The sequence below is a fragment of the Nocardia nova NBRC 15556 genome (genome assembly GCF_001613005.1).
In the GTDB taxonomy this organism is placed as follows: Bacteria; Actinomycetota; Actinomycetes; order Mycobacteriales; family Mycobacteriaceae; genus Nocardia; species Nocardia nova.
This window is the reverse complement of the sequence record NZ_BDBN01000079.1, coordinates 23,069-43,775: the sequence shown is the minus strand read 5'-3', so window position 1 is coordinate 43,775 and position 20,707 is coordinate 23,069. Positions and strand designations below refer to the sequence as shown.

The 20,707-nt window shown below is 65.0% G+C and carries 19 protein-coding genes and 2 pseudogenes; 13 read left to right on the top strand and 8 right to left on the bottom strand.

Annotated elements, in window-relative coordinates; all coding sequences use genetic code 11:
* From NN2_RS36625 to NN2_RS27395, 3 genes and pseudogenes are all read left to right on the top strand, one after another.
* A pseudogene (locus tag NN2_RS36625) lies at window positions 1-243 on the top strand (hypothetical protein); the annotation flags it as partial.
* Window positions 240-674 carry a hypothetical protein gene (locus NN2_RS27400; protein ID WP_063017164.1) on the top strand — a complete coding sequence of 145 codons (435 nt, stop codon included), beginning with the start codon at window positions 240-242 and terminating at the stop codon, window positions 672-674. The pseudogene NN2_RS36625 and the gene NN2_RS27400, both read left to right, overlap by 4 nt.
* Window positions 675-777: 103 nt before the next feature.
* A complete protein-coding gene (locus NN2_RS27395; RefSeq protein ID WP_063017162.1) occupies window positions 778-1,314 on the top strand; it encodes a universal stress protein in 537 nt (178 codons plus the stop codon).
* Between the two features lie 27 nt (window positions 1,315-1,341).
* Here the strand turns inward: NN2_RS27395 and NN2_RS27390 are convergent, their stop codons facing one another.
* Window positions 1,342-1,953, bottom strand: coding sequence for a DUF2249 domain-containing protein (locus tag NN2_RS27390; protein WP_063017160.1), 612 nt, complete (start codon window positions 1,951-1,953; stop codon window positions 1,342-1,344).
* Between the two features lie 164 nt (window positions 1,954-2,117).
* Here NN2_RS27390 and NN2_RS27385 point away from each other — a divergent pair, with 164 nt between their 5' ends.
* Window positions 2,118-2,420: a hypothetical protein gene (locus NN2_RS27385; RefSeq protein ID WP_063017158.1), complete on the top strand. Its 303-nt coding sequence runs from the start codon at window positions 2,118-2,120 to the stop codon at window positions 2,418-2,420.
* 875 nt (window positions 2,421-3,295) lie between these two features.
* Complete coding sequence (locus tag NN2_RS37445) at window positions 3,296-3,439, top strand: hypothetical protein (protein WP_156511484.1); 144 nt, start codon at window positions 3,296-3,298, stop codon at window positions 3,437-3,439.
* A 94-nt stretch (window positions 3,440-3,533) separates the two neighbouring features.
* On the opposite strand, the gene NN2_RS27375 is transcribed toward NN2_RS37445, so the two are convergent.
* Both NN2_RS27375 and NN2_RS27370 read right to left on the bottom strand, forming a co-directional pair.
* Window positions 3,534-6,434 (bottom strand): arylsulfatase, encoded by a 2,901-nt coding sequence (locus NN2_RS27375; RefSeq protein WP_063017153.1) that lies wholly within the window; start codon window positions 6,432-6,434, stop codon window positions 3,534-3,536.
* 1,325 nt (window positions 6,435-7,759) lie between these two features.
* Complete coding sequence (locus NN2_RS27370; protein ID WP_156511483.1) at window positions 7,760-9,409, bottom strand: alpha/beta hydrolase; 1,650 nt, start codon at window positions 9,407-9,409, stop codon at window positions 7,760-7,762.
* 701 nt (window positions 9,410-10,110) lie between these two features.
* On the opposite strand from NN2_RS27370, the gene NN2_RS27365 reads away from it, so the two are divergent.
* Entirely contained in the window at window positions 10,111-10,362 is a 252-nt protein-coding gene (locus tag NN2_RS27365; RefSeq protein WP_155525550.1) for a hypothetical protein, read from the top strand.
* 50 nt (window positions 10,363-10,412) lie between these two features.
* Window positions 10,413-10,529: pseudogene (locus NN2_RS36610) on the top strand (transposase); the annotation flags it as partial.
* Window positions 10,530-10,701: 172 nt separating this feature from the next.
* Here the strand turns inward: NN2_RS36610 and NN2_RS27360 are convergent.
* From NN2_RS27360 to NN2_RS27350, 3 genes are read right to left on the bottom strand one after another with little or no spacing between them, the layout of a single operon-like run.
* The gene (locus tag NN2_RS27360) at window positions 10,702-11,460 is read right to left on the bottom strand and encodes an MBL fold metallo-hydrolase (RefSeq protein WP_063017147.1); all 759 of its coding nucleotides are present in this window, start codon (window positions 11,458-11,460) and stop codon (window positions 10,702-10,704) included.
* A gap of 7 nt (window positions 11,461-11,467) precedes the next feature.
* Window positions 11,468-12,433 carry a fumarylacetoacetate hydrolase family protein gene (locus NN2_RS27355; protein WP_063017145.1) on the bottom strand — a complete coding sequence of 322 codons (966 nt, stop codon included), beginning with the start codon at window positions 12,431-12,433 and terminating at the stop codon, window positions 11,468-11,470.
* Window positions 12,430-13,761 (bottom strand): alpha/beta hydrolase family protein, encoded by a 1,332-nt coding sequence (locus tag NN2_RS27350; protein WP_063017143.1) that lies wholly within the window; start codon window positions 13,759-13,761, stop codon window positions 12,430-12,432. Before NN2_RS27350 ends, NN2_RS27355 begins: the two co-directional genes overlap by 4 nt.
* 100 nt (window positions 13,762-13,861) lie before the next feature.
* Here NN2_RS27350 and NN2_RS27345 point away from each other — a divergent pair, with 100 nt between their 5' ends.
* The 6 genes from NN2_RS27345 to NN2_RS27315 all read left to right on the top strand — a co-directional run bounded on the left by NN2_RS27345 (window position 13,862) and on the right by NN2_RS27315 (window position 18,945).
* Window positions 13,862-14,467 (top strand): TetR/AcrR family transcriptional regulator, encoded by a 606-nt coding sequence (locus NN2_RS27345; protein WP_063017141.1) that lies wholly within the window; start codon window positions 13,862-13,864, stop codon window positions 14,465-14,467.
* A 526-nt stretch (window positions 14,468-14,993) separates the two neighbouring features.
* Complete coding sequence (locus NN2_RS27335; RefSeq protein WP_063017138.1) at window positions 14,994-15,290, top strand: hypothetical protein; 297 nt, start codon at window positions 14,994-14,996, stop codon at window positions 15,288-15,290.
* Window positions 15,291-15,316: 26 nt separating this feature from the next.
* Window positions 15,317-15,514: a hypothetical protein gene (locus NN2_RS27330; RefSeq protein ID WP_063017136.1), complete on the top strand. Its 198-nt coding sequence runs from the start codon at window positions 15,317-15,319 to the stop codon at window positions 15,512-15,514.
* Between the two features lie 866 nt (window positions 15,515-16,380).
* Complete coding sequence (locus NN2_RS27325) at window positions 16,381-17,802, top strand: UbiD family decarboxylase (RefSeq protein ID WP_063017170.1); 1,422 nt, start codon at window positions 16,381-16,383, stop codon at window positions 17,800-17,802.
* Window positions 17,803-17,848: 46 nt separating this feature from the next.
* Window positions 17,849-18,319, top strand: a complete 471-nt coding sequence (locus NN2_RS27320; RefSeq protein WP_063017134.1) for a hypothetical protein — start codon at window positions 17,849-17,851, stop codon at window positions 18,317-18,319.
* Window positions 18,316-18,945: a non-oxidative hydroxyarylic acid decarboxylases subunit B gene (locus NN2_RS27315; RefSeq protein ID WP_281209735.1), complete on the top strand. Its 630-nt coding sequence runs from the start codon at window positions 18,316-18,318 to the stop codon at window positions 18,943-18,945. The genes NN2_RS27320 and NN2_RS27315 overlap by 4 nt, the downstream gene beginning before the upstream one ends.
* A gap of 3 nt (window positions 18,946-18,948) precedes the next feature.
* Here NN2_RS27315 and NN2_RS27310 read toward each other — a convergent pair whose 3' ends face one another.
* Both NN2_RS27310 and hcaB read right to left on the bottom strand, forming a co-directional pair.
* Window positions 18,949-19,848: a LysR family transcriptional regulator gene (locus NN2_RS27310; protein WP_063017132.1), complete on the bottom strand. Its 900-nt coding sequence runs from the start codon at window positions 19,846-19,848 to the stop codon at window positions 18,949-18,951.
* Window positions 19,849-19,863: 15 nt separating this feature from the next.
* The gene (hcaB, locus tag NN2_RS27305; RefSeq protein WP_063017130.1) at window positions 19,864-20,685 is read right to left on the bottom strand and encodes a 3-(cis-5,6-dihydroxycyclohexa-1,3-dien-1-yl)propanoate dehydrogenase; all 822 of its coding nucleotides are present in this window, start codon (window positions 20,683-20,685) and stop codon (window positions 19,864-19,866) included.
* Between the last annotated feature and the right edge of the window lie 22 nt (window positions 20,686-20,707).

The following is a 20,707-nucleotide window of genomic DNA, read 5'->3' as shown; positions in this document are numbered from 1 at the left end:
GTCGATAGTGGCCGGACGCGAATCCGGTTGCGGCACTGCCCCTTCCTCGATCTGGCTGAAACTCGTGCGAGTGTGGTGTGTCCGATCCATCTGGGCCTGATGCAGGGCGTGCTGGAGGGCCGGGCCGCGCCGCTGGCAGTCGAGCGGCTCGAGGCATTCGCGGAACCCGATCTGTGCCTGGCCCATCTCACCGCGACCGGCAGCGCCGGGCCCGCCCCGGCGCAGATGGAATCAGCGCAATGACCACCGCCGCGGCCGTTATCACCGCGACCGGGCTCAGCTGGCTCGGTATGGTGCTGGCGATCTCCTTCCTGGAAGCGCCGCTCAAATTCCGGGCGCCCGGCGTCACGGTGCCGATCGGGCTCGGAATCGGACGGCTGGTCTTCCGCGCCCTCAATAGCGTCGAAATCGTTTTTGCGGCAACGATTGTCGTCGCCATCGCGATCGACCCGCCCGGCACCGGCGCCATCACAGCCCTGATGGTCGCCCTCGCCGCACTGCTCGTGCAGTTGACGTTGGTCCGGCCACGGCTGACCCGCCGCAGCGATGCCGTGCTCGCCGGCCACGACGCGCCCCGCTCGCGCGGCCACTACGAGTATGTGATGTTGGAAATCCTGAAAATCGCTGCATTGCTCGGCGGGGCCATCCTGCTACTGGCCCACAGCGTGTCATGAACACCCCTCGCACCGCGGGCCGTCCCGTGTCGACGACACACCCGCCGCGTTGGGGCCACCACCCCACGCCAGGCACCGTCGTGCACATCCTGGCTCTACGACCATGACGGGCTCGGCCGAATCACGCCCCGAACATCCGCGACGCTCCCGCGGTCAGCACCTCGACGCGCTGATGGAACAGATCGCGCATCGCCGCGATCGCCACGACAGGGTAGGCGGGGCGCTCATCGTCGTCGGCATCGACACCTCCGAGTCATCCCCGCATGCGCTCGCCTATGCCGCCGGCGCCGCGCGCCGCATGCATGCCACCCTGCTGGTTGCCTACATCACTACGCTCGGAACCGGTGCCTACCTGACCAGCCTGGCACCGATGGGCGCCGACGCCGACGTCGCACTCGCCGCCGAGCAGATCACCACCGTCCGCGAGTTGGCTACCGAGATCCTCTACGACCTGCCCCTGCCGTGGTCGTTCACCGTCCGTCGCGGCGACCCCGCGGTGGAACTGGCGCGCCTGGCCGAGGAGAACAGTGCCGACAGCCTCATTGTCGGCCAAACGAGAGGCCGATTGCACCGCCTGACCGGGTCCACCGCCGCCCGGCTACTGCGCCGGGCCCGCTGTCCGGTCACTGTGGTGCCGTGATAGCGGGCCGATCCCAAACGATCCGCCTCAGCTGATCGGGTCCAGTGCCAGCGCCTGGCGGCGTTGATGCACGGTCAGATACCGCAGCCCGTGCGGGCCTGCGGTGAACGCGCGGCGCGACCGGCGCGGCAGCCACACCAGCGCACCCGACGTCAACTCCAGCTCACCGAGTTCGGTGGTGAGGGTGCCCGTGCCGTCGAGCACGTGGATCAGCACATCCAGGTCCGGGCCGGTGTGCGCATCGATGCGCCCCCGCGCGGCAAGGCAAATGATATTGGCATCCAGATCGCGTCGGCGCACCGGCAACGTCCATATCGCTCCCGTCGTATCCGGATGCCCCGGCTCAAGGGCGGAGGTGTCGGTCAGGATCCGCGGCAATGACGTCGAGGCCAGCTTCCCAATCCGCACCCGCCACACACGCGGCCCGTCCTCGACGACATCCCAGCTGTACCCACCGGGATGCTCGACATCGAACTCATCGCGCAGATGCCGCGGATAGTGGTTGTTCACCAGCACGAACGACTCTCCGGCAGCCAGGGCGTCGAACCGCGCGAAGATCGCCGGATGCTTGTCCGGCTTGCGCAACTCCCGCACATCCAACTCCGACGGTCCCGTCTGTGTCAGATCCGTGTCGGGCATGTGACCCACCTCCTGTTTTTTACAATATTCTATTGTATAAACTAATCCTGCGATGCACGCCAGCCAAGCCACCCCGGTTATGACACGCGTCATCCACGACCCACCGGCCCGGCCGAGCGGCGACTCGACACAACCGCCCATACCGGAGATTCGAGGAGAATGCGATGACCACCGCGATGCTGCCCCCGATCCATCACCCGCTCGAGATCCCGCAGCGCGCGGTCAGCGTGATCCGCCAGGTGCAAGACGCCGTGTCCGCGTTACCCGCTCCGACACTTCCGCGGGACGTGCTCGCGGCAACGACGACGGGCGATCTCGCCTTCACTCACGTCATCGACGCCCGCACTCTCGCCGTCGTCGCCCGCAAAGACCGCGACATCCAGCCGATCGCCGCGATGATCACCGAACACCTGCTCGGCGTCACCGCGACCGTGGTCGGCAGCGCGGTCACCGTCACTCTCCGCTGACCCTTCCGTCACTTCCGCAGCGACGCCACGATGATCCCGGCCCCGGCGGGCTCGAACCGGCAGGGGTCGGCAAGTGTTTTCCGCACTGAATCGAATGTAGGGGCGTTCGGAATCGTGGTCCGGACGAAGGAGTCGCACTTGGCTTGACCGGCCTTTCCGAGGCTGTCCCATCGCCAATGATTCCGCGACGTCCTGTCGACGTTCTGTGGGGGCGAAAAAATCGGTGATCGCGAGTGAATCCAGTCGTTCCCGAGGCATCGACAATCCCGTTGAACTGCGGGTTTGCTTCTCACCGAAACGGAGCAGAACGGGCTGAAGGATGAAATATCCCAGTCTATTTGCGTATCGATCGCATGGAGTCGATGCTACTGATGACCGGTTGGTTTTGTCCGGCGAAGCGGCGCGACCTGCGGGTTCGCGGTTGTTGATCAGTGTTGCCGGTTGCCGTTTGTGGACCTGTGACGTCCTGAGGTTCCCCCGATGATCCGGAGAGCGGATTACCTGGTTCCAGCAGGAACTGGTGATGGTAGCTGGCTTCGTATTCGTCAGGAGATCTCCAGCCGAGCTTCTTCTGGATCCGCTGGGTGTTGTACCAACCATCGATGTAGCCGAACAGGGCGTTCTCGGCGTCATCCCTTGTCCGCCAACTGTTCCGATACACCCGCCGGCGAACCGAAAACCATGCTGGCCAAGGAATTCGGTATCAGCCGTGACACCGTCTACACCTACCTCCGAACCCCGGGCGAGGAGACCCCGGCACCCCCTTCGAGGGAAACGATCTCGGCTGCCACTATCCCGGTCGTGGCCGATGACATTCTTCTCGCATAGCTCGGGCGCCACCGCAAGTGAGCCAGAGCCGTTATCCCGACACTCCCTTGCAGCGCTTCACCGGCTTCGCGGGCTTCATCGGCCAGAAACCGGTATCCGAACTCGGGGTCGTCGCGGTGCGCGTCGAACAACGCATTGGCTCGGTACGCCTCGGCGATCTCGCCGAGGGTTACCGGTTCGGCCAGCCATAAGCCATCGTGGTGGGACGGGTCGATGTCGGCCTCCGGACCGAACGGACGACTGCCGGGAATGACACCCGAGCGGGGGCAGACGATTCAGTCACCCTCAACCGGCTGCGCCTTGGCCGACTGCTTGTGCGGCCGCGTTGTGGTGTAGCGCCCTTTCGTCGTCTACGTAGACGGGTTTGAGGTCGAACACCACTTCTTCGACCGTGCCGGTGAACGCATATGGTGCCTTGTCTTCGTAAGCTCGGTCCACGACGAGGCCGTTGTCGCGGCCGATATCCATGCCCGCGTACGAGGAGAACGCGATCGGCGCGGTCCGCGCCATCTCGCCCGCACCGATTAGTTCGCCGTCGGCCCACAGAGTGACATGTCCGCCCGAACCAGGCGCCGGTTCGGCGGATTCGAACAGCATCTTGACGGTGACGTTGCCGGTTGGAATCGGCTTGTCGGACACTTGCCGGTAGGTCTCAACACCCAGGAACGAGTAGGTGTGGCGCAGTTTGCGGTGCTCGTCGACCCACAGCCCGAACCCGCCGATGAAGTCGGCGTTGGCCACGATAACCCCCTGCGCGTCCTGCGGCACGATCAGATCGGCCTCGATCGCGTAGGAGCGTCCGTAAATACGCGGAATCATGCCGCGCTGAATGTTTTGCACGTCGCCTTTGAAGGCGAACCGTGTGGTGGTCGGCATCGGCGGCAGATCGCCGAAGACCACCGCTAAGCCACCCAACAGGGGCAGCACCCGGTTGCGCTCGGCTTCCTGCCACCACAGCTCGGTCAGTTCTGCGACCTTGTCGGGATGCTCGGCAGCCAGATCGTGGGCCTGCGAGAAGTCATCGGGCAGATAGTAGAGCTCCCATCGGTCCTCGGCGGGATCATAGACGCCAGGCGCGAAACGTTGCAGCGTGTGCGGCGAGACGTCCCACGGCGCCTTGTCCAGCCGGGCGCAGGCCCACCACCCGTCTTTGTAAACGGCGCGGCTGCCGAACATTTCGAAATACTGCACGGTGTGGCGTTCTTCGGCCGCCGCGTCGTCGAAGGTATGCAGAAAACTGGTGCCGTCCATAGGTTCTTGCTCGATGCCGTCCACGCTGACCGGCGCCGGCAAGCCGACAGCCTCCAGCACCGTGGGCACGATGTCGATGCAATGGGTGAATTGCCCGCGCACCTTCCGGTCCGGCGTGAGTCGGCTGGGCCAGGACACCACCATCGGGTTACGGTCACCGCCCAGATGGCTGGCCATCTGTTTGCCCCACTGAAACGGGGTGTTGTTGGCATGTGCCCACGCCGAGGCGAAGTGGGGGGCGGTGTGCTCATTGCCGAGCGCCTCGATGCCCCCGTACTGTTCGATCAGCTTCAATTGCTGGTCGGCGTCGAACACGAGGCCGTTGAGAAACGTCATCTCATTGAAGGAGCCCGTGAGGGTGCCCTCCATACTGGCGCCGTTGTCGCCCCAGATGTAGAAGATCAACGTGTTGTCGAGCTCGCCCAAGCCCTCGATCGCATCGATCAGACGGCCGACGTTCCAGTCGGCGTTCTCGGAGAACCCGGCGAACACCTCCATCTGGCGGGCATAGAGCTTCTTCTGGTTGTCCGACAAGATGTCCCATGCGGGGAACAGTGCGGGCCGCTCGGTCAGTTCCGTGTCGGGCGGTACGATTCCCAGTTCCTTTTGACGCTCCAAGGTCTTCTGCCGGTAGACGTCCCAGCCCTCGTCGAACTGCCCTTTGTACTTGTCGGCCCACTGTTTGAACACGTGGTGCGGAGCATGCGTGGCGCCGGTGGAGTAATACATCATCCACGGCTTCTCGGCGTCTTGGGCGCGCACAGCGTGCAGCCATTGCACGGCCTTGTCGGTCAGGTCGTCGGGAAAGTAGTACGGCTTGCCATCGGAGCCTTGCGGTACACCGATGACGGCGTTGTCCTGGGTGATGATCGGATCGTACTGGCCGGCCGCCCCGGACAGAAAACCCCAGTAATGGTCGAATCCCCACCCCAACGGCCAGTTGTCGAACGGCCCAGCCGCCCCCTGCACAGTGTCGGGAGTCAGATGCCACTTGCCGAAAGCCGCTGTCACATAACCGTTGTCACGCAGAATGCGCGGCAGCGCGGCGCAGCTTTTCGGTTTCACCGACGAGTAGCCCGGATACGGTCCGGGATACTCGGCGATCGAACCGAAGCCCACACGGTGGTGGTTCCGGCCCGTCAGCAGTGCGGCACGCGTGGGCGAGCACACGGCGGTGACATGGAAACGGTTGTAGGTCAGCCCGCCCTGAGCGATCCGGGTCAGCGTCGGGGTGCGGATCGCCCCGCCGAAGGTTTCCGGACCACCGAAGCCGGCGTCGTCGATCAAAACGATCAACACATTGGGGGCATCGGCGGGCGCCTTCGGCCCGGGCACTATGGTCCAATCGCCCACCGACTCGGCGACCGTGCGGCCGATCACGCCGCCGGACGTCCGGTCCGGCAGCGGTAGTCGAGTGCGATCCGGGTTGAACTTGCCCATAGCCTCGCCCAGGGCAGCCTCCAGCCCACCCAGCGTCGACTTGTCCAGCGGTACAACCGATTTCATCGGGGACTCGGCCAATACCTGCTCGACACCCAGTCGGCTCTCCGGCGGCAGCACAGCGATCACCGCCGCACTACCCGCCGCGAGAGCTTGCCCGATCTTTTCGCCGAGTCCGCTCTCGAGCCGGTGCCCGGCGAACACGCCTGCCAACGCGCCCGCCGCCGCGCCGATCGCCGCAGAAGCGACCAGGGCCGGTGAGAAGAACCCCACGGCCAGGCCGACTCCGGCTCCCCATGCGGCGCCCCGACGACCGAGATGGTTACCGGTATCGATCAGCACCGGTTTGCCGTCGGAATCCTTACCGACCAGGACAGCGCCTCGCACCGCCACGCTCTTGTCCTTCACCGACTTATTGAGGGTGTCGAAGTCGTGACGCGCGGCTTCCAACCCGGGGTACCCCGCCACGACGACCAGGGCATGCTCATCAGACATGGACGACCTCCCTCGTGTACGAAAATGGTCGGGTCTCCCACTGCCGTACCGCATATTGTTGTCCCGGGCTCGGTAGATCAATAGGGACGAACGGCCTTCCCGGGGAGGCCGCGGCGACGGTCCACTGCTCGGTCGGTGCACGGACGAACCCGAGGCTGCACATCGCCGTCGCCCAGCGGATTCGCAGTTGCGCGCCCAGTTTCAATCGTGGACGGCAGTCCATTGGCATGACATATCTTGGTGACCTTTTGCTGGGCTCCCCCTCGGAGGGTCGACGGTCCCCGTTGCCACATCGGCGGACTTGCGCAATGCCTCCGCACTCTCGGGACCCGGGCGGGGAGGACTCTGACTCTGGTCAGTTCTGCGGTGGGATGCGGGTGTAGGTGGTGAGCGGCACGCCCCTGCGCCGGCGGATTCCGTCCGCTGCGATACCCGTTGCCGCCGAAACGGCAACGGTCGTTCATCACTGTTACCGCTCGCCAATTTCGAGGCGCTCTGACCGCCGAGCACGCGCCTTGCTGCCGGAAGCTACACGCATGCGCGCGGCGGGCCTTCAACCTGCGTCCCGGTGGCAACCAATGATCCACGGTCTAATCAGCCGAGTGTGGGATCACCGGGCCGCGCGTTCAGGACAATGCCGGCGCCCCGGACCGCCGCCAAGGGCTCAAGACGGGTAGGAGGACAGGCTGGGTCGGCCCAATCTGCCTGCCGCGGCCGATCGGCAAGCTGTCGCGAGGTGGACGGTCTCGCTGCGGCCGCGGACCTGGGGCTCGGTCAGCGACACCAACTCGGACGAGGTGTTCACCCGGATCCGGTGGCGCTATCTCGGCGATCCGAAATCGCCGTAACGTCAACCTGTAATCACGCACGAGCAGAGACCCCCGACTCGGACTGCCGGGGGCCCTCGTTCATGCGTGGTCAGCTAGGAACCCGGCTCGTCGTCGAACAATGGGCTGTCCTGGGCACCTGGCCTTATCTCGTTTGCGGTACACCCCCACCAGCGGGGTGCGGCCGGTGGTGAACCGGCACCCTCTCTTTGCGGGCGGTCCGCTACGGCGCGGGTTCCACCGCAACCGTCGTCGGCCTGGGGCTCGTATTCCTGCAGCTACTGGTCCAGGGCCCGAGAGACTGCGGACGCATCCGGCCTGTATCCGCGGCGGTAGTCGTCGCCGGGCTTATCCCAGCCAGGGCGCCACGCCGGGGCCGCGTGAGTTCCGATATTGCTGCCGCGCAGGCGGTTTCGCCGCGTGATCTGCGGTCGGTCGTACGTTCGTGCGGAGTCCTCGCGGGATCTGCTGCGCTCGTGATCGGTTCTGCGTGGGCAATCAGCGGGTCGACGCGGGTGCTTCGGAGGCGGTATCGGTAAAAGGTGGGGTGTCTTGCCGGCAGACCGTTCCGAGCGGGGGCAGCACCCCTCGCACGAGGTAGTCACTTTCGTGGGCGTTCGCGCAGCTGCTCGGATTGAGCAGTGCGGTGTGTCCGTACCCCGCGACGGTGAGCAACCGGGCCCTGCCGAGTTCAGCGGTCATGGTCTGGGCGCTGCTGTACGGGGTGCCGGGATCGTAGGTGGTGTTGACCGTCAGGATCGGTGTTGCCGACCGGTTCCACGGGCCGGTGTAGCGGTGGGCCGCCCGGGCCGGCCAGGTGGAGCACGGTTCGGTTACCCACGTCCACCAGGGGCCCATCGTCCCGGCGCGAGCAGTGCTGAGCTTGGCCAGGGCACCGTATGCGTGTGGATCGGGCGGGTTGGGGCTCTCGCTGCAGGTAACCGCGAGGGCCTGCTCGACACCCATGTACTTCTGCTCCTGGGCCGGAAAGGGGCCGCCCGGAGGGAACGGGAGGACTCGACTCGGCGTCGGGAACCAAGCCATCGGCGGTGCCGCCATGACGGGTGTCTCCGGCGTCTGCCCCTCCCACAGCTGTTGCAGGAACTTTGCCAATACTGACCAGTTGGCAGGGCTGGGCGGATGAACGAAGTACAGGCTCCCGCGAACGGCGGCCGCGACGGCGGCGTAGGTGACCTCGCCTTGCGGGTGCACCAGCAGGCGACGCATCAGTTCCTCGTACTTCGCTCGGGTAGCCCAGGCGTTGTCGGCGGCGAACGGGCAGCGGGTGCGCCCGGCCCGGGCACAGAGGTCGAGGAACTGACCCAGGGTGCGAGCCGACCCGAGGTCGGAGTTCTCCCGCAGGAAGGTCGGCAGCCAGGGGTTCTGGTCGTACCACGCCGACGGATAGGCGTTGCCGTCGAGCACCATTGCCCGTATCCGGTCCGGGAACAGGTTGGCGTAGGTGGCGCCCAGCACCGTGCCATAAGAGATCCCCAGGTAGGTCAGCCGCTGGTCACCGAGCACACGCCGCAGCAGATCCATATCCTGCGCAGTGTCGGCGGTAGAGACGAACCGCAACAGGACCGGGTTGCGTTGCTGGCAACGCCGGCCCAGCTCGGCATACCCTTCGATCCAGCGCCGCTCCTCCTCGCGACCGACCGGGAACCCCACAGGCAACCGTTCGACCCAATTGTCGTATTCCGTCTTATTCGCGAAGCATTGGACGGAGGTCGACCGACCCACCCCGCGCGGGTCCCAGCTGACGATGTCGAACCGCTCCCGCATCTCCTGGGCGAACAGCGGATAAAGCTGCGGTAGGTCGTTGGTGCCCGATCCCCCCGGCCCGCCCGGGTTGAACAGCAGGCTTCCGATGCGGTGCTGCGGGTCGGTCGCCCGGTGCCGGATCACCGCCAACTCGATCGTGCCCTTGTCTGGATGCTCGTAGTCCAACGGTGCCGGCACGGTGGCGCATTCGAACCCTTCCAGGTCGGGAGGGTTGGGGGCAGCGCACTGCCCCCACTCCGGGGTGGGCACCGCCCCCGGCGTCGGGCCCGGCTGGGCCATGGCGGGCACGGCACCGCAGGCTACGACCGCCGCTGCGATCACGGAGGTCACCACGTACCAGGGGGAACGAGCGCGGTTCGACACGGATCCTCGCTATCGTCACGGTGAAAAGCGCGCGGGTGTCGTGCAAGAACGCCGAGTCGAACCGTAGCCGATCAACGGTCGATACCGGGTCAGCCAACCTACCGGCGTGGCTGCACTCGATACCGCGCAGCAGCGGTTCGGTGAATGATGCCGAGTTGCACCATCCGCAAATTGCGGAAGTTCCCGGCGTCGCCGCTGGTCGGGATCCGCGATAGATCGCCTGACCGCCAGTGAATCCGCGACGTCCTGTCGACGTGCTGCAAGTCCGTGTGAATCGGCGATCACGAGTGAAATCAATCGTTCCCGCCGAATCGAAAAGTGCAGTTGAACTACGAATTTTCTGTTCGTTGAAACGGAGCAGAACGGGCTGAGCGACAAAGTGGCCTAGTCTATTTGGGTATCGACAGCATCAACACCGTGAACGCCTTCTCGGCATTCCCTGGCTACACCGCCACCCTGACCCAGCGCACCAATCCCGGTGGCGAGGTGACCGTCGGGACAGCGACCGCGGCCGGCAGTATCGGCGGGGCGAATGCGTCGTTCCAATGGACACGCAATGGCGCCGGCTCTACGTCATCATCACCAAAACCAGCGGCGGCTGGGTCAGCCAGGACGGCCCTATCGACGTCAACGTCGTGTGAGGTAGCCGAGTCCTCCCGAACCACGACCGCGATCGTCGACAGCTCATTCTCCTGCCGGAAGTGAGCCTTGGTAACGAGTCGGTGCGGGCGGTCGGTGACCGCATCGAGTGGTGCGGCGACATCGACGGCCGCCCCATCGAACCCGGCGACCCCGCGGCACGGACGTACACCGGCATCGTCGACAGCGTGCACCGGCATCCCGACGACGCCGGCCGGATTGTGGCGTATCTCGTGCGCTGCAGGGGCGGGGTAAGCGGCACCTACCTGGCGACCGTGCTGCCGGAGCATCGGCCGGCAGTCGTCGACTCGTAGGCGCTGCCCGGCTTGGCAGACCGTTCGGTCGGGTCTCGTATTGTTGACGTGTGCCCTACAGCAACGGACCGATCGAAGGCGTCAACACGAAAACCAAGCTGATCAAACGACAAATGTACGGGCGGGCCAGCTTTGAGCTACTCCGACACCGGATCCTGCTCGCATAGATGGACCGCCACCGGAAGTGAGCCAGAGCCGTTGTTCCGACAGTCCCAGTCCCGGTCGTTGTCCGGCGATGCGGTAGCGGCCTGTTCAGCTCGCGTGGCTCACGGCAGCGCAGTTCGGCTGAATGACCGGCGTGAAGCCGTCTCGATGTGCGTGTGCGGTTGTTGTGCGGATCTATTGTCCGCGTCGATGGGTTGGTCGCGACTGTAAGGTCGCGGCGATGTGGGCGCGGTCGAAGCTGATGGGGAGGCCGTGGCCTGGAACGAGGATGTGGGCCTGCATCATCGCGAGATGTAGGGCGGTGTCGTGGGTGAGCTTCTCGTCGTGGTTGAACACCGCGGGGAGGAGTTGGGGTCCGGTGTGAGGCAGCAGTGGATGACCGGTGACGAGGGCGTCTCCGGAGAAGAGCACGCCTTCGGAGGGCATGAGGTAGGCGGTGTGGCCGCTGGTGTGGCCGGGGGTGGGGATCGCGAGAAGCCCGCCGGGCAGTGCCGCCAACGTGGCGGGTTCGCCCGTTTCGGCTCGAGGGACGGCCATGCCGGTGTGGCCGTGGACCGCGCGCAGGGTGTGTGCGACCCAGCGGCGTCCGCGTCGGTTGGCGAGTTGTTTGAGCATGCCGGTGGGGGTGATCTGTTGCAGGTATTCGCGTTTGGCGTGGCGGACCTCTTCGGCGCCGGTGTAGACAGGCATGCCGGCCTGTTCGATGAGTGTCGGGATCGCGCCGATGTGGTCGAGGTGGGCGTGGGTGATGAGCACGGCCCGAATGTCGGCCGGTCGCCGCCCGATCTGGTGGATCGAGTCGAGGACGTCGGCTGTGTCTGCGGGGTATCCGGCGTCTATCACGGTGACCCCGCTACCGTCGTCGATGAGCGCCCAGTTGACGTTGGTGCCGGCTACGACATGGACGGAATCGGAGACTTGATCGATTTTCATGTCGGCCCTACTCGCGGATGTCGTGTTCGATGATTCCGACGCCGTCGATCTCGAGGCGCAGCTGGTCGCCGGGGGTGAGCCAGCGACCCAGTTCCATCCCGGAACCGCCCGGCAGGGTGCCGCTGGACAGCAGTTCTCCGGGGTAGAGCTGTTCACCGCGGGACACGTGCGCGATGGCCTCGGTCATCGAGTACCGGGCGTCGTGTGTTCCGGTGCGCGCCAGGATTTCTCCGTTGACCATGACCGTGGCAGTCAGTCGGTCGAGGCGAGTGGTGAGGGCCGGCCCGGCGGCCGCGGTCGCCGACATCGAGGTGAGGAAATGTTTGGCTCGTTGCGGACCGAAACCCGAACGCATCTCGGCCAGCTGGACATCGCGGGCGGAGAAGTCGTTGATCACTACCACGGCGGCGATTGCCGCGGCCGCCTCCTCGGTGGTGGCGTCGCGCAGCGGGGCGCCGAGCACGACGCCGAGTTCGAGTTCGAAATCCAATGCCCGCGTGTAGGTCGGGGCGCTGACCGGGACTCCGGAGGGGACGATGGTCAAGGCGTTGGACATGTAGTAGATCGGTTCGCGGTACCACAGTGCGTGCGGCCGGAAGGGCGGAAAAGTGCGTCGGGTCAGTGTCTCGTAGGCGTTGGCGACACGTGCGGCCGCGGGCAGGAAACGACGGGTCAGACCGCGTGCGGCATCGACAGCGTGCTTTTCGAAGATCATGAAGTCGCGGAAGGACGCCGGGCATATCGGCAGAACAACGGCGCCGTCGCCCAGCCCGAGTGTGTCGTAGCGCGCTATTTCGAATGCGGTGGTGAACGCGGGCTCGATCACCGAGAATCCTTGACTGGCATCGGATTCGGTATAGGTGCGCCAGCCGGTGCCGCTGTCGACCTGGGTGTCGATGTGGCGTGCACTTCTATTGAGGACGCGTCGTAGCCGTGGGAGCGGGTCGACGGCGGTGTCGTGTGGTTGGTTCACGCGGTGACCTCGGCGGGGGCGATCAGGTGATCGTGAAAGAACTTCGCCGACAGTGCCGTCCACTGCTCGGCATGGCCCATGGCACAGTGGTCGTCGTCGGCGTAGAGCACCAGTTGTGCTTGCGGTGCGGCGATGGCGATATCGATCGAGTCCTGGGTGTCGGCGAGGGTGTCGCGGGCGCCGTTGATCACCAGCAACGGGATGTCGATGTGTCGATAGTGCTGGGCGAGTGAGAATTCCGCCAGTTTGCTCGACAGGTCCAGGGGACTGCCGGCACCGAGGGTCGAGACCAGTGTCGAGACCATGATCTCGGGCATCCCGATCGCGTTGAACGGCCCGAAGCTGCGGTCGGCGAGCGGGCCGTTGGATACCGCGACCGTCAACCGGGGGTCGACGGCGGCCATGCGGGTCGACCAATAGGCCCCGAAGCTGAAGCCCAGCATGCCGATCCGCTGCGGATCTATCCGCGGGTCGGCGCACAGATGGTCGATGACACCGGAGTAGATGTTCTCGGCGGCGGTGGTCAGCGGCTCGGTGTAGGAGAAGGTGCCGGGCATTTCCATCACGAACACACCCAGCCCGCTGTCGCGGAGATACAGCAGCGGCAGCAGCGCCTCGGCGACCGTGCCTTCCAGGCCGTTGGTGACCAGGATCGTCGGCGCCGACACAGCACCGGCCGGCAACATCAGCATGCCGCGCACGGTCTGGGTGCCGACCCGGATCCGCACCACTTCGATCACCCCCATCGCAGCATCGAGCGAACCCACCAGCACCTCACACAGCCGCCACGAACGTTCGTAGGCGGCCAGCCTGGCCGGGCTCCACCCGGGCCAAGCGGCAACGAACTCGTACGTCAGCGCCTTGATCAGCCCGTCGATCGCGACCGCGGCATCGGCGTCATCGGGACGGGCAGCGCAGAACCGCTCGACCGCTTCGGGATCGGCCACCGGCCCGCGGTCGGCCAGGATCGTCACCGCGGGTGCCAGCAACTTTCCCAGAGCGGGCAGATCCGGCGTCGCTGCCGGGTCGAGCAACTGTTCGGTCGTCGGTCCGCCCAGGCGCAGCAAGGCCGCGTCGGCCCGCGCGAGATGCTGATGGGCGAAGCCTTCCCAATGCCCGGCCCAGCGCGCGTCGTCGAACGACCGGCACTCATGTAATTGGCGCCGGAATTCCTCGGGGTCGATCCCCCCGAGGTGGGTGAACCTGTCGGCGAACAACCGGGGTAGGAACGCGGCCACACCGACCCGGCGCGCCGCCCGCTCGGTGGTGTGAGTCATCGCGCGCGCACTGATGAGCACCCGTTTGCCGAGCTCCCGCACTGACGTCATTGTTGTGCCTCCCGATCCCGAAAATGCAGAATGTTCTGCTTTTGTGAGCGTAACCACGCCCGGTAACCAAAAGCAAGAAGTTCTGCTTTAAGATCGGGCTATGTCGGTAGCCGAGAACGTCGAGCCGCTGCGCCGGCCCGGAGGCCGGGCCGCGAAGGTGCGCGAAGCCGTGCACCGAGCCGTGCTCGAAGCCGTCGAGGAACACGGCGTGGACAAGGTCGGCATCCCCGATATCAGCCGCCGCGCGGGCGTGCGTGACAGTTCCATCTACCGACGCTGGGGAACACGAGAGAACCTGGTGCTCGACGTGATGCTCAGCGTCAGCGAACGCACGCTCCCGCTACCGGACACCGGCTCGCTGCGCGCAGACCTCACCCTTTTCGCCACCGCGCTCATCGCCTACCTCGACACCCCGCTGGGCGCGGGCGTGGCGCGCGCTCTCGCGTTCATCACCGACTCCGAACAAGTCGCCGAAGCGCGAAAAGCCTTCTGGGACAAACGCTACGAAGCCAACCAGGCGATGGTGACCCGGGCCGTCGAGCGCGGCGAACTGCCCGCCGGCACCGACGCCAAGACAGTCATCGAAACCCTGATCGCGCCGATCCACTTCCGCCGCTTCCTCACTCACGAACCGATGGACGACCGGTTCGTAGACCAGCACGTCACCCGGGTGATCCGCGCACTGCAATCGGGCCCGACCGGATAAGCGCCGCTCGATCGCGGGGCGCGCCCCTGCCTCGAGGACCGGCACATCTCGGCCGACAATCAATCGTCCCGCGGCCGGAACGTCCAGGAAGTCATAACTCTCACTGAACGACACTTCGGCTACCGCTGAAATCGGCTTCGGACATCGACACGCTCACCAGCCGCTGGCCTCCGATTCCGCCCACTTATCGGAGGCCAGCAGCGTCAGCGACCGGGCGTTTTCGCGTGTCGCAACACGCGCTCCTGAGCTACACCGGAGTGGCCCGTGCTCGCGGCATCGCCGTTCCAGAGGGAAACGAAACAGGTATGCGAGCAGGTAGTTCTCCCGTCGTTCACCGTGCGGGTGCGATGGATGCTGGATCAGACGAATGAGGCGCTACTGCTCGAGGACGCTGATGGACTATTCACAGAATCGGCAGCGAAGCCGCTCCAGCACGGTGCGTGAGGCGCGGCCGCAGCAGCGGTTGCGAGGGGCTCGCGTCGAAGACAAGAGTCCGGCGCCGAGGGTGAGGTATGACTCTTGCTGGGTGCGCTCCTCGCTGAGCCAGCTGGACTTTCTCATGTCGGCACGATCGGTCGATACGAAACTGGTGCCATTGATCGAGTTCTCCATCCGCTGGGCGCCGTTCGGTGGTGCCGACTCCGGTGATCTGCTGATCTCGTTCGGTGTCAGCCGCCGACGTTTCGTGGAGATGGTGCGCGCTGGTCTGAAACCTCGTCGCATCGACAACGAGGAAACGCGATGGCTCAAACGTAGGCTGCTGGATGCCCTAGCGGCGGCATGGGATGTCGACAACGCGGCTTCCTGGGGCGAGGTGCGTTGAAACCGCATCGGGGACAAGGGCTTTCGGTGGATGACGATGTTCATCTGCGGATCTGGCTGAACGGCATCGCATTCGACTACCGGGCCACCGTCACCGCGGCACGTCAGTTGATTCGTGACTGGCAGCGGAGACGTTGGTGCGCGATCGAATTCATCGTCCACGTGGCGGGCGAGCGCCTGCCGGAGACCAGGTTGCCCAACGAACGGCTGTTTTCGGGCCCGTAATCGAACCGGCGTGGTGCTACGGCACGGTGAGTACCGATCTCGTCGGTTTGCCCAGAGCCCTCGAGATGATGCTGACGGCTACTGCGTGTAGCCGCTGCCTTTGGATTAGGTAGCTCTCTAGGTATTTTTCCCGTTCTGCGCAAGCGGCATAAGTGTCACTCTGTGAATGCGAAGGATTCACACGGATCGGGCCATCGGGCCGACGACGGGGTAGTCCACCTTCCCCCAACCGACAAAGGCGTCGGATGGTCGCCAAGGATGTCGGCCAGCAAGGGAGGTGGTCGGATCACAGCCGGACTGCCCGCAAGACTGAAATCCGCGCACTTTCTCTGCGGCGAGGCCTCGCAAGCGTTGAACGGCTGGGTGCGTTCGTTGTCGGCAACTCGACGAGCGAGGCGGTGGATACGATGCCGGCTGCGGCACGGCACTCACGCGAAGGCGGATGTCCACCTGAGGATCTGGCTCGGTGGCGCGCCCTTGGACTACAAAGGCGCCGGCGACTGCCGCGCGGAATTTCACAGGGAAACCGATCGAGCCCGTGCGAACCTACCCAGCGCAAGACTGCGGCACGGCAAGGGCCGGGGTGTGTTTCACAATCTTGGCGCCAACGCCGCACGGTCCCGCGCCCGTTCGGAAGGTGCCCGATCACCACCGGCTCGTCGGGCCGCTATTCGGTTTCCAGATGACGCTCAGCAGATCCAGATATTGGACATGTCGACGCCGCCCAACGAAACTCGTTGTAGGCGAAACGAATCGTGATACGAATTCTTCGCCGTCGGTTTCCGGAGCCGAACTGCTCGAACCAACGGAAGGGAAAGGCCGCGCCTACGGGAGCGTCCGAATTCGATATGACACTGTTTCGCGACTTGCGCCATTACATCGACAATCTCACCGAAAAGCTGGGTGATCAGGAGGTGCGGCTCGTCGAGGGGGCGGATTGGGATCTGGAGATCGGCGCGATCACTGAGCTCATGGCCGAAAAGGAAGGGCCGGCACTGCTGTTCGACAATATTCCGGGCTACCCTCCCGGCTATCGGGTCTTCACTAACTTCATGGGCACGGCCGAGCGGTGCGCGGTCGCGCTCGGTCTGCCGGCCGACACCTCCAAGATGGACATAATCCGGGCTTGGAAGGATCTGAGCAAGCAGATCGAGCCGATTCCTCCCGTGGAGGTCTCCTCCGGCACGGTTCTCGAAAACGTCATGGAGGGTGCGGATATCGACTTGACGGCGTTTCCGGCTCCCCGCTGGCACGACGGCGACGGCGGCCGCTACATCGGCACGGCGTGCATGGTGATCACCCGGGACCCCGATACGGGCTGGGTCAATGTCGGCACTTACCGAGGTTGCATCCAGGGCAAGGATCGTCTGTCGCTGTGGATGTTGGGCAACCGGCATGCTCGCGCGATCGCGCAGAAGTATTGGGATCGCGGCGTCGCCTGTCCCATTGCGGTTGTCGTGGGGTCGGATCCGATTCTTTCGACTGTTGCCGCGATCGCGGCGCCGGCGGGTGTTTCGGAATACGACGTGGCGGGCGGGCTCCGTGGCCAGGGCGTCGAAATCTTGTATGCGCCGGGAAGTGATATCCCGATTCCCGCTCACGCGGAAATCGTCATTCAGGGGGAGATGCCGCCAGTTGAGGAAGAGTCGGTGATGGAGGGGCCGTTCGGCGAATGGACCGGATATTTCACCCACGCCGGTCACGAAACCGTGGTCCGGGTCAACCGAATCATGCATCGCGATGATCCGATCATTCTCGGCGCACCACCCATGATTCCCACCGTGCCTGCCGGTGATCAGGCTGTTCCGTTGTACTCGGCATCGGTGACCTGGGATCATCTCGAGGCCTCCGGCGTGCAGAATATTCGGGGCGTGTGGGCCTACGCCCGGCAGTTGATGATGGTGATCTCCATCGAGCAGACCGGTGCCGGTGACGCCATGCACGCATTGCTGGCTGCCGCGGGCCGCAAACGCACAGGCGGTATGGAGCGGTACTTCGTCGTCGTGGACGACGACATCGACATCACCGATATCAACCACGTGCTGTGGGCGATGTTCACCCGGGTGGATCCCGGCGAATCCATTCACGTACTACGGACGCCCACCACGGCCATCGATCCCCGGCTGGCTCCTGCCAAGCGCGAAGCGGGCGATATGTCGATGGGCATCGTGCTCATCGACGCTTGTAAACCTTTCGCGTGGAAGGACTCCTACCCCCGCGCGAATCGGTTCGCCGAACCGTATCGAGCGGAAATCCGTGAGCGGTGGAAGTCCGCGCTTTCCCTCTGATACGTCCCATCCCGCCGTCCACCGTGTCGCACAGGAAGGTCCCGACATGATGCCACTACCTGCCGAGGTTGTCGCGCTGCTGCGCGGCTACCCGTCTATCGGAGTGCGCGAGCAGATCTATCCCTTGCTGTCGGTGGATCGGCGGGGTTTCCCGCACACTGCACTGCTGTCGCGATCAGAACTTGAGCCCACCGCTGACGGACAGGCATTGACTGCCGTCGTGGCCAGCGCAGGAACGCAGGCGAATCTGCGGCGGTCTGGTCGGGCCGCGTTGCTCGCGATACACGACACAACATGCCATCACATGAAATTGGAACTGATGGCCTCTCTGCAGCAGGACGGTCTTTTAGGCGGTCTGTTCGCAGTGGTGGAGCACAAACGCGACGATATCGGTATCCCTATGCAGCCCTTGACCTTTCACGCCACCGCGGCGCTGGCCGAGCACGAGGACTGGCGGCGCAGCTCAGCGGTGCTGATGCAACTGGAGCAGATGCACGAGGGGCGGGTGCGGCCATGAGCGAACCGATGCGTTTGATAGTCGGTGTCACCGGAGCCAGCGGGGCGCCGTTCGCCGTGCGGCTGCTGGAGACGTTGCACGCGATGGCCGGGGTGGAAACACATCTGGTCATGAGTACGTGGGCGCGATCCAATATCGAGGTCGAGACGGGCTATTCCGTGCGGGAGGTGGCCGCGTTGAGCGATGTCACCTACAAGTTCGGCGACCAGGGTGCGGCGATCTCTTCGGGCTCGTTTCGCACGGCCGGAATGATCGTGGTGCCGTGCAGTATGCGTACCTTGGCGGGGATCCGGCACGGGCATGCGGACAATCTGATTTGCCGGGCCGCGGATGTGGTGCTAAAGGAGGGGCGCCGGCTGGTCCTCACACCGCGAGAGACGCCGCTGAGCGAGATCCATCTCGAGAATATGCTTGCGTTGAGCCGCATGGGTGCACGCATCGTGCCGCCCATGCCGGCGTTCTACAACCGTCCGGAGACCATCGATGACATCGTCGACCACATTGTCACGCGGATTCTGGACCAATTCGACCTGGACGCCCCGCAGGCTCGGCGCTGGACGGGACTGGACGCCGCACGCCGTGCTCGGTCGGAATCGCCTGTCGGGGCCGGGCCCGCGCCCGGTTGAGCACTACCGGTCTGTCTGTCGGGCGGCGGTTTGTCGCACCGTGTGTTCGACGAACACGCGGGCGGCGGGGACCGCGACGCTCGGATCGCGCCACACCACTCCGAGCCTTCCGAGGGGAAGCTCCGGGACCGGGACTGCGACGAGCCGCTGGTTGTGTCGCAGCGCCGATTCCGGAACCAATGCCATGCCGAGTCCCTTTTCCGCCATCGCGACCAGGACATCGGGGTCACCGGCTTCGAACGCGATCCGGGCGCGGACGCCTGCGCGGGCCAGGGTGCGGTCGAGTTGACGCCGCAGGCCTGAGCCCTCGGGCAGCGCGATGAGAAGGCGCTCCGCACAGGCGCTCAGCGGCAGGTGTGACTCGCGCGCCAGCGGATCGGTCGGCAGCAACGCGGCCACGACGCGTTCGGTGTGCAATTCCCGCGTGCGAACGTCACCGTTCAGTTCCTCGGTGAGGCTGGTGAAGGCGACGTCGACGTTCCCCTCGGCGAGGCGGGCAAGGAGCGATGCGGCGGTGTCTTCGACCAGTGTGATGTCGACGCCCGGATGCCGGCGGTGGAAGGAGGCCAGAATTTCGGGTAGATCGATGCTGCGCGGGGAGATGGAGGTGATCGTGCCGATCCCCACGTGACCATGTAGGAGCCCGGTCAGTGCATCTATCGACGCTCTCCCCGCCGCCAGTGCGTTCATGGCGGCACGGGCATGGGGCAGCAACGCCTCGCCGGCGGCCGTGAGCTTCACAGCTCGCGGCCGCCGTTCGAAAAGTGCTTGGCCCAGTTCGCGTTCCAGCGCCTTGATATGGGCGCTGACGCCCGATTGGGCGACATGTACCTGTTGTGCGGCGCGGGTGAAGTTCTCGGTCTCCGCGACCGCGATGAAGTACTGCAGTTGACGCAGGTCCATGCTCGATAGGAAACGTTACGAGATCAGCTCGCCGCCCAGCGGGACGAGTCCACGGCTGTGCAATCCGCCATCGGAATGGATCACACATCCGGTTACCGACTTGGTGCGCTCCTTCGAGGCCAAGTACACATACGCCCATCCGTGGTCGTCTGGCTCGGAGGCGACCTGCAGCGGGTTGGTTTGCCGGATCAGCCGGGGTAGATCGGGCATATCGACCAGGCGTTGGTTGCCCGAATCCATGGCCGTGATCCCACGCAACGGCGTCACGGTTCCGCCGGGAGCTACCGCGTTGACACGAATGTCGGGTGCCAGTTCGAAGGACAGTTGCGAGAGCAGGCCGCGGACCGCGAACTTGGACCCGGTATACAACGGGCCGCCACCGCCGGGCAGGTAGCCGGCGTTGGAAATGGTCAGTACGATGTTGCCTTGGGTCGATTTGAGTTCGGGCAGTGCGGCTTTCACCGCCAGCAGCGAGCCCTTGACGTTGATGTCGAACATCTCGGTGAATGCCGCGTCGATCCGGTCCTCGGCGATCGACTCCAACGAGACGAAATAGTCGAAGATTCCGGCCACGGTGACGAGCGCATCGATGCGGCCGAACTGTTCGACGGTGTCGGCGACGGCTTGTTTGTGATCGTCCAGGCTGCGTACATCGCCTTGCGTCGCAACCACGTTCGTTCCGAGCAACGCGCGCAGATCAGCGATGGCTTCGTCCGAGCGGTCGAGCACTCCCACCCGCGCGCCTTCGGCGACGAAGCGTTCGACGACGGCGCGGCCGATACCGGTGCCACCGCCGGTGATCAGTACGACCTTGTCGGTCAGCCAACCCTCAGTCATTTCGGTCTCTTTCTGTGGTTGT

Bases quoted from the DNA above. Each gene is read 5' to 3' on its own strand.
- NN2_RS27400 (WP_063017164.1), top strand. From the start codon at position 240: ATGACCACCGCCGCGGCCGTTATCACCGCGACCGGGCTCAGCTGGCTC.
- NN2_RS27395 (WP_063017162.1), top strand. From the start codon at position 778: ATGACGGGCTCGGCCGAATCACGCCCCGAACATCCGCGACGCTCCCGC.
- NN2_RS27390 (WP_063017160.1), bottom strand. From the start codon at position 1,953: ATGCCCGACACGGATCTGACACAGACGGGACCGTCGGAGTTGGATGTG.
- NN2_RS27385 (WP_063017158.1), top strand. From the start codon at position 2,118: ATGACCACCGCGATGCTGCCCCCGATCCATCACCCGCTCGAGATCCCG.
- NN2_RS27375 (WP_063017153.1), bottom strand. From the start codon at position 6,434: ATGTCTGATGAGCATGCCCTGGTCGTCGTGGCGGGGTACCCCGGGTTG.
- NN2_RS27360 (WP_063017147.1), bottom strand. From the start codon at position 11,460: ATGAAAATCGATCAAGTCTCCGATTCCGTCCATGTCGTAGCCGGCACC.
- NN2_RS27350 (WP_063017143.1), bottom strand. From the start codon at position 13,761: ATGACGTCAGTGCGGGAGCTCGGCAAACGGGTGCTCATCAGTGCGCGC.
- NN2_RS27345 (WP_063017141.1), top strand. From the start codon at position 13,862: ATGTCGGTAGCCGAGAACGTCGAGCCGCTGCGCCGGCCCGGAGGCCGG.
- NN2_RS27320 (WP_063017134.1), top strand. From the start codon at position 17,849: ATGATGCCACTACCTGCCGAGGTTGTCGCGCTGCTGCGCGGCTACCCG.
- NN2_RS27315 (WP_281209735.1), top strand. From the start codon at position 18,316: ATGAGCGAACCGATGCGTTTGATAGTCGGTGTCACCGGAGCCAGCGGG.
- NN2_RS27310 (WP_063017132.1), bottom strand. From the start codon at position 19,848: ATGGACCTGCGTCAACTGCAGTACTTCATCGCGGTCGCGGAGACCGAG.
- hcaB (WP_063017130.1), bottom strand. From the start codon at position 20,685: ATGACTGAGGGTTGGCTGACCGACAAGGTCGTACTGATCACCGGCGGT.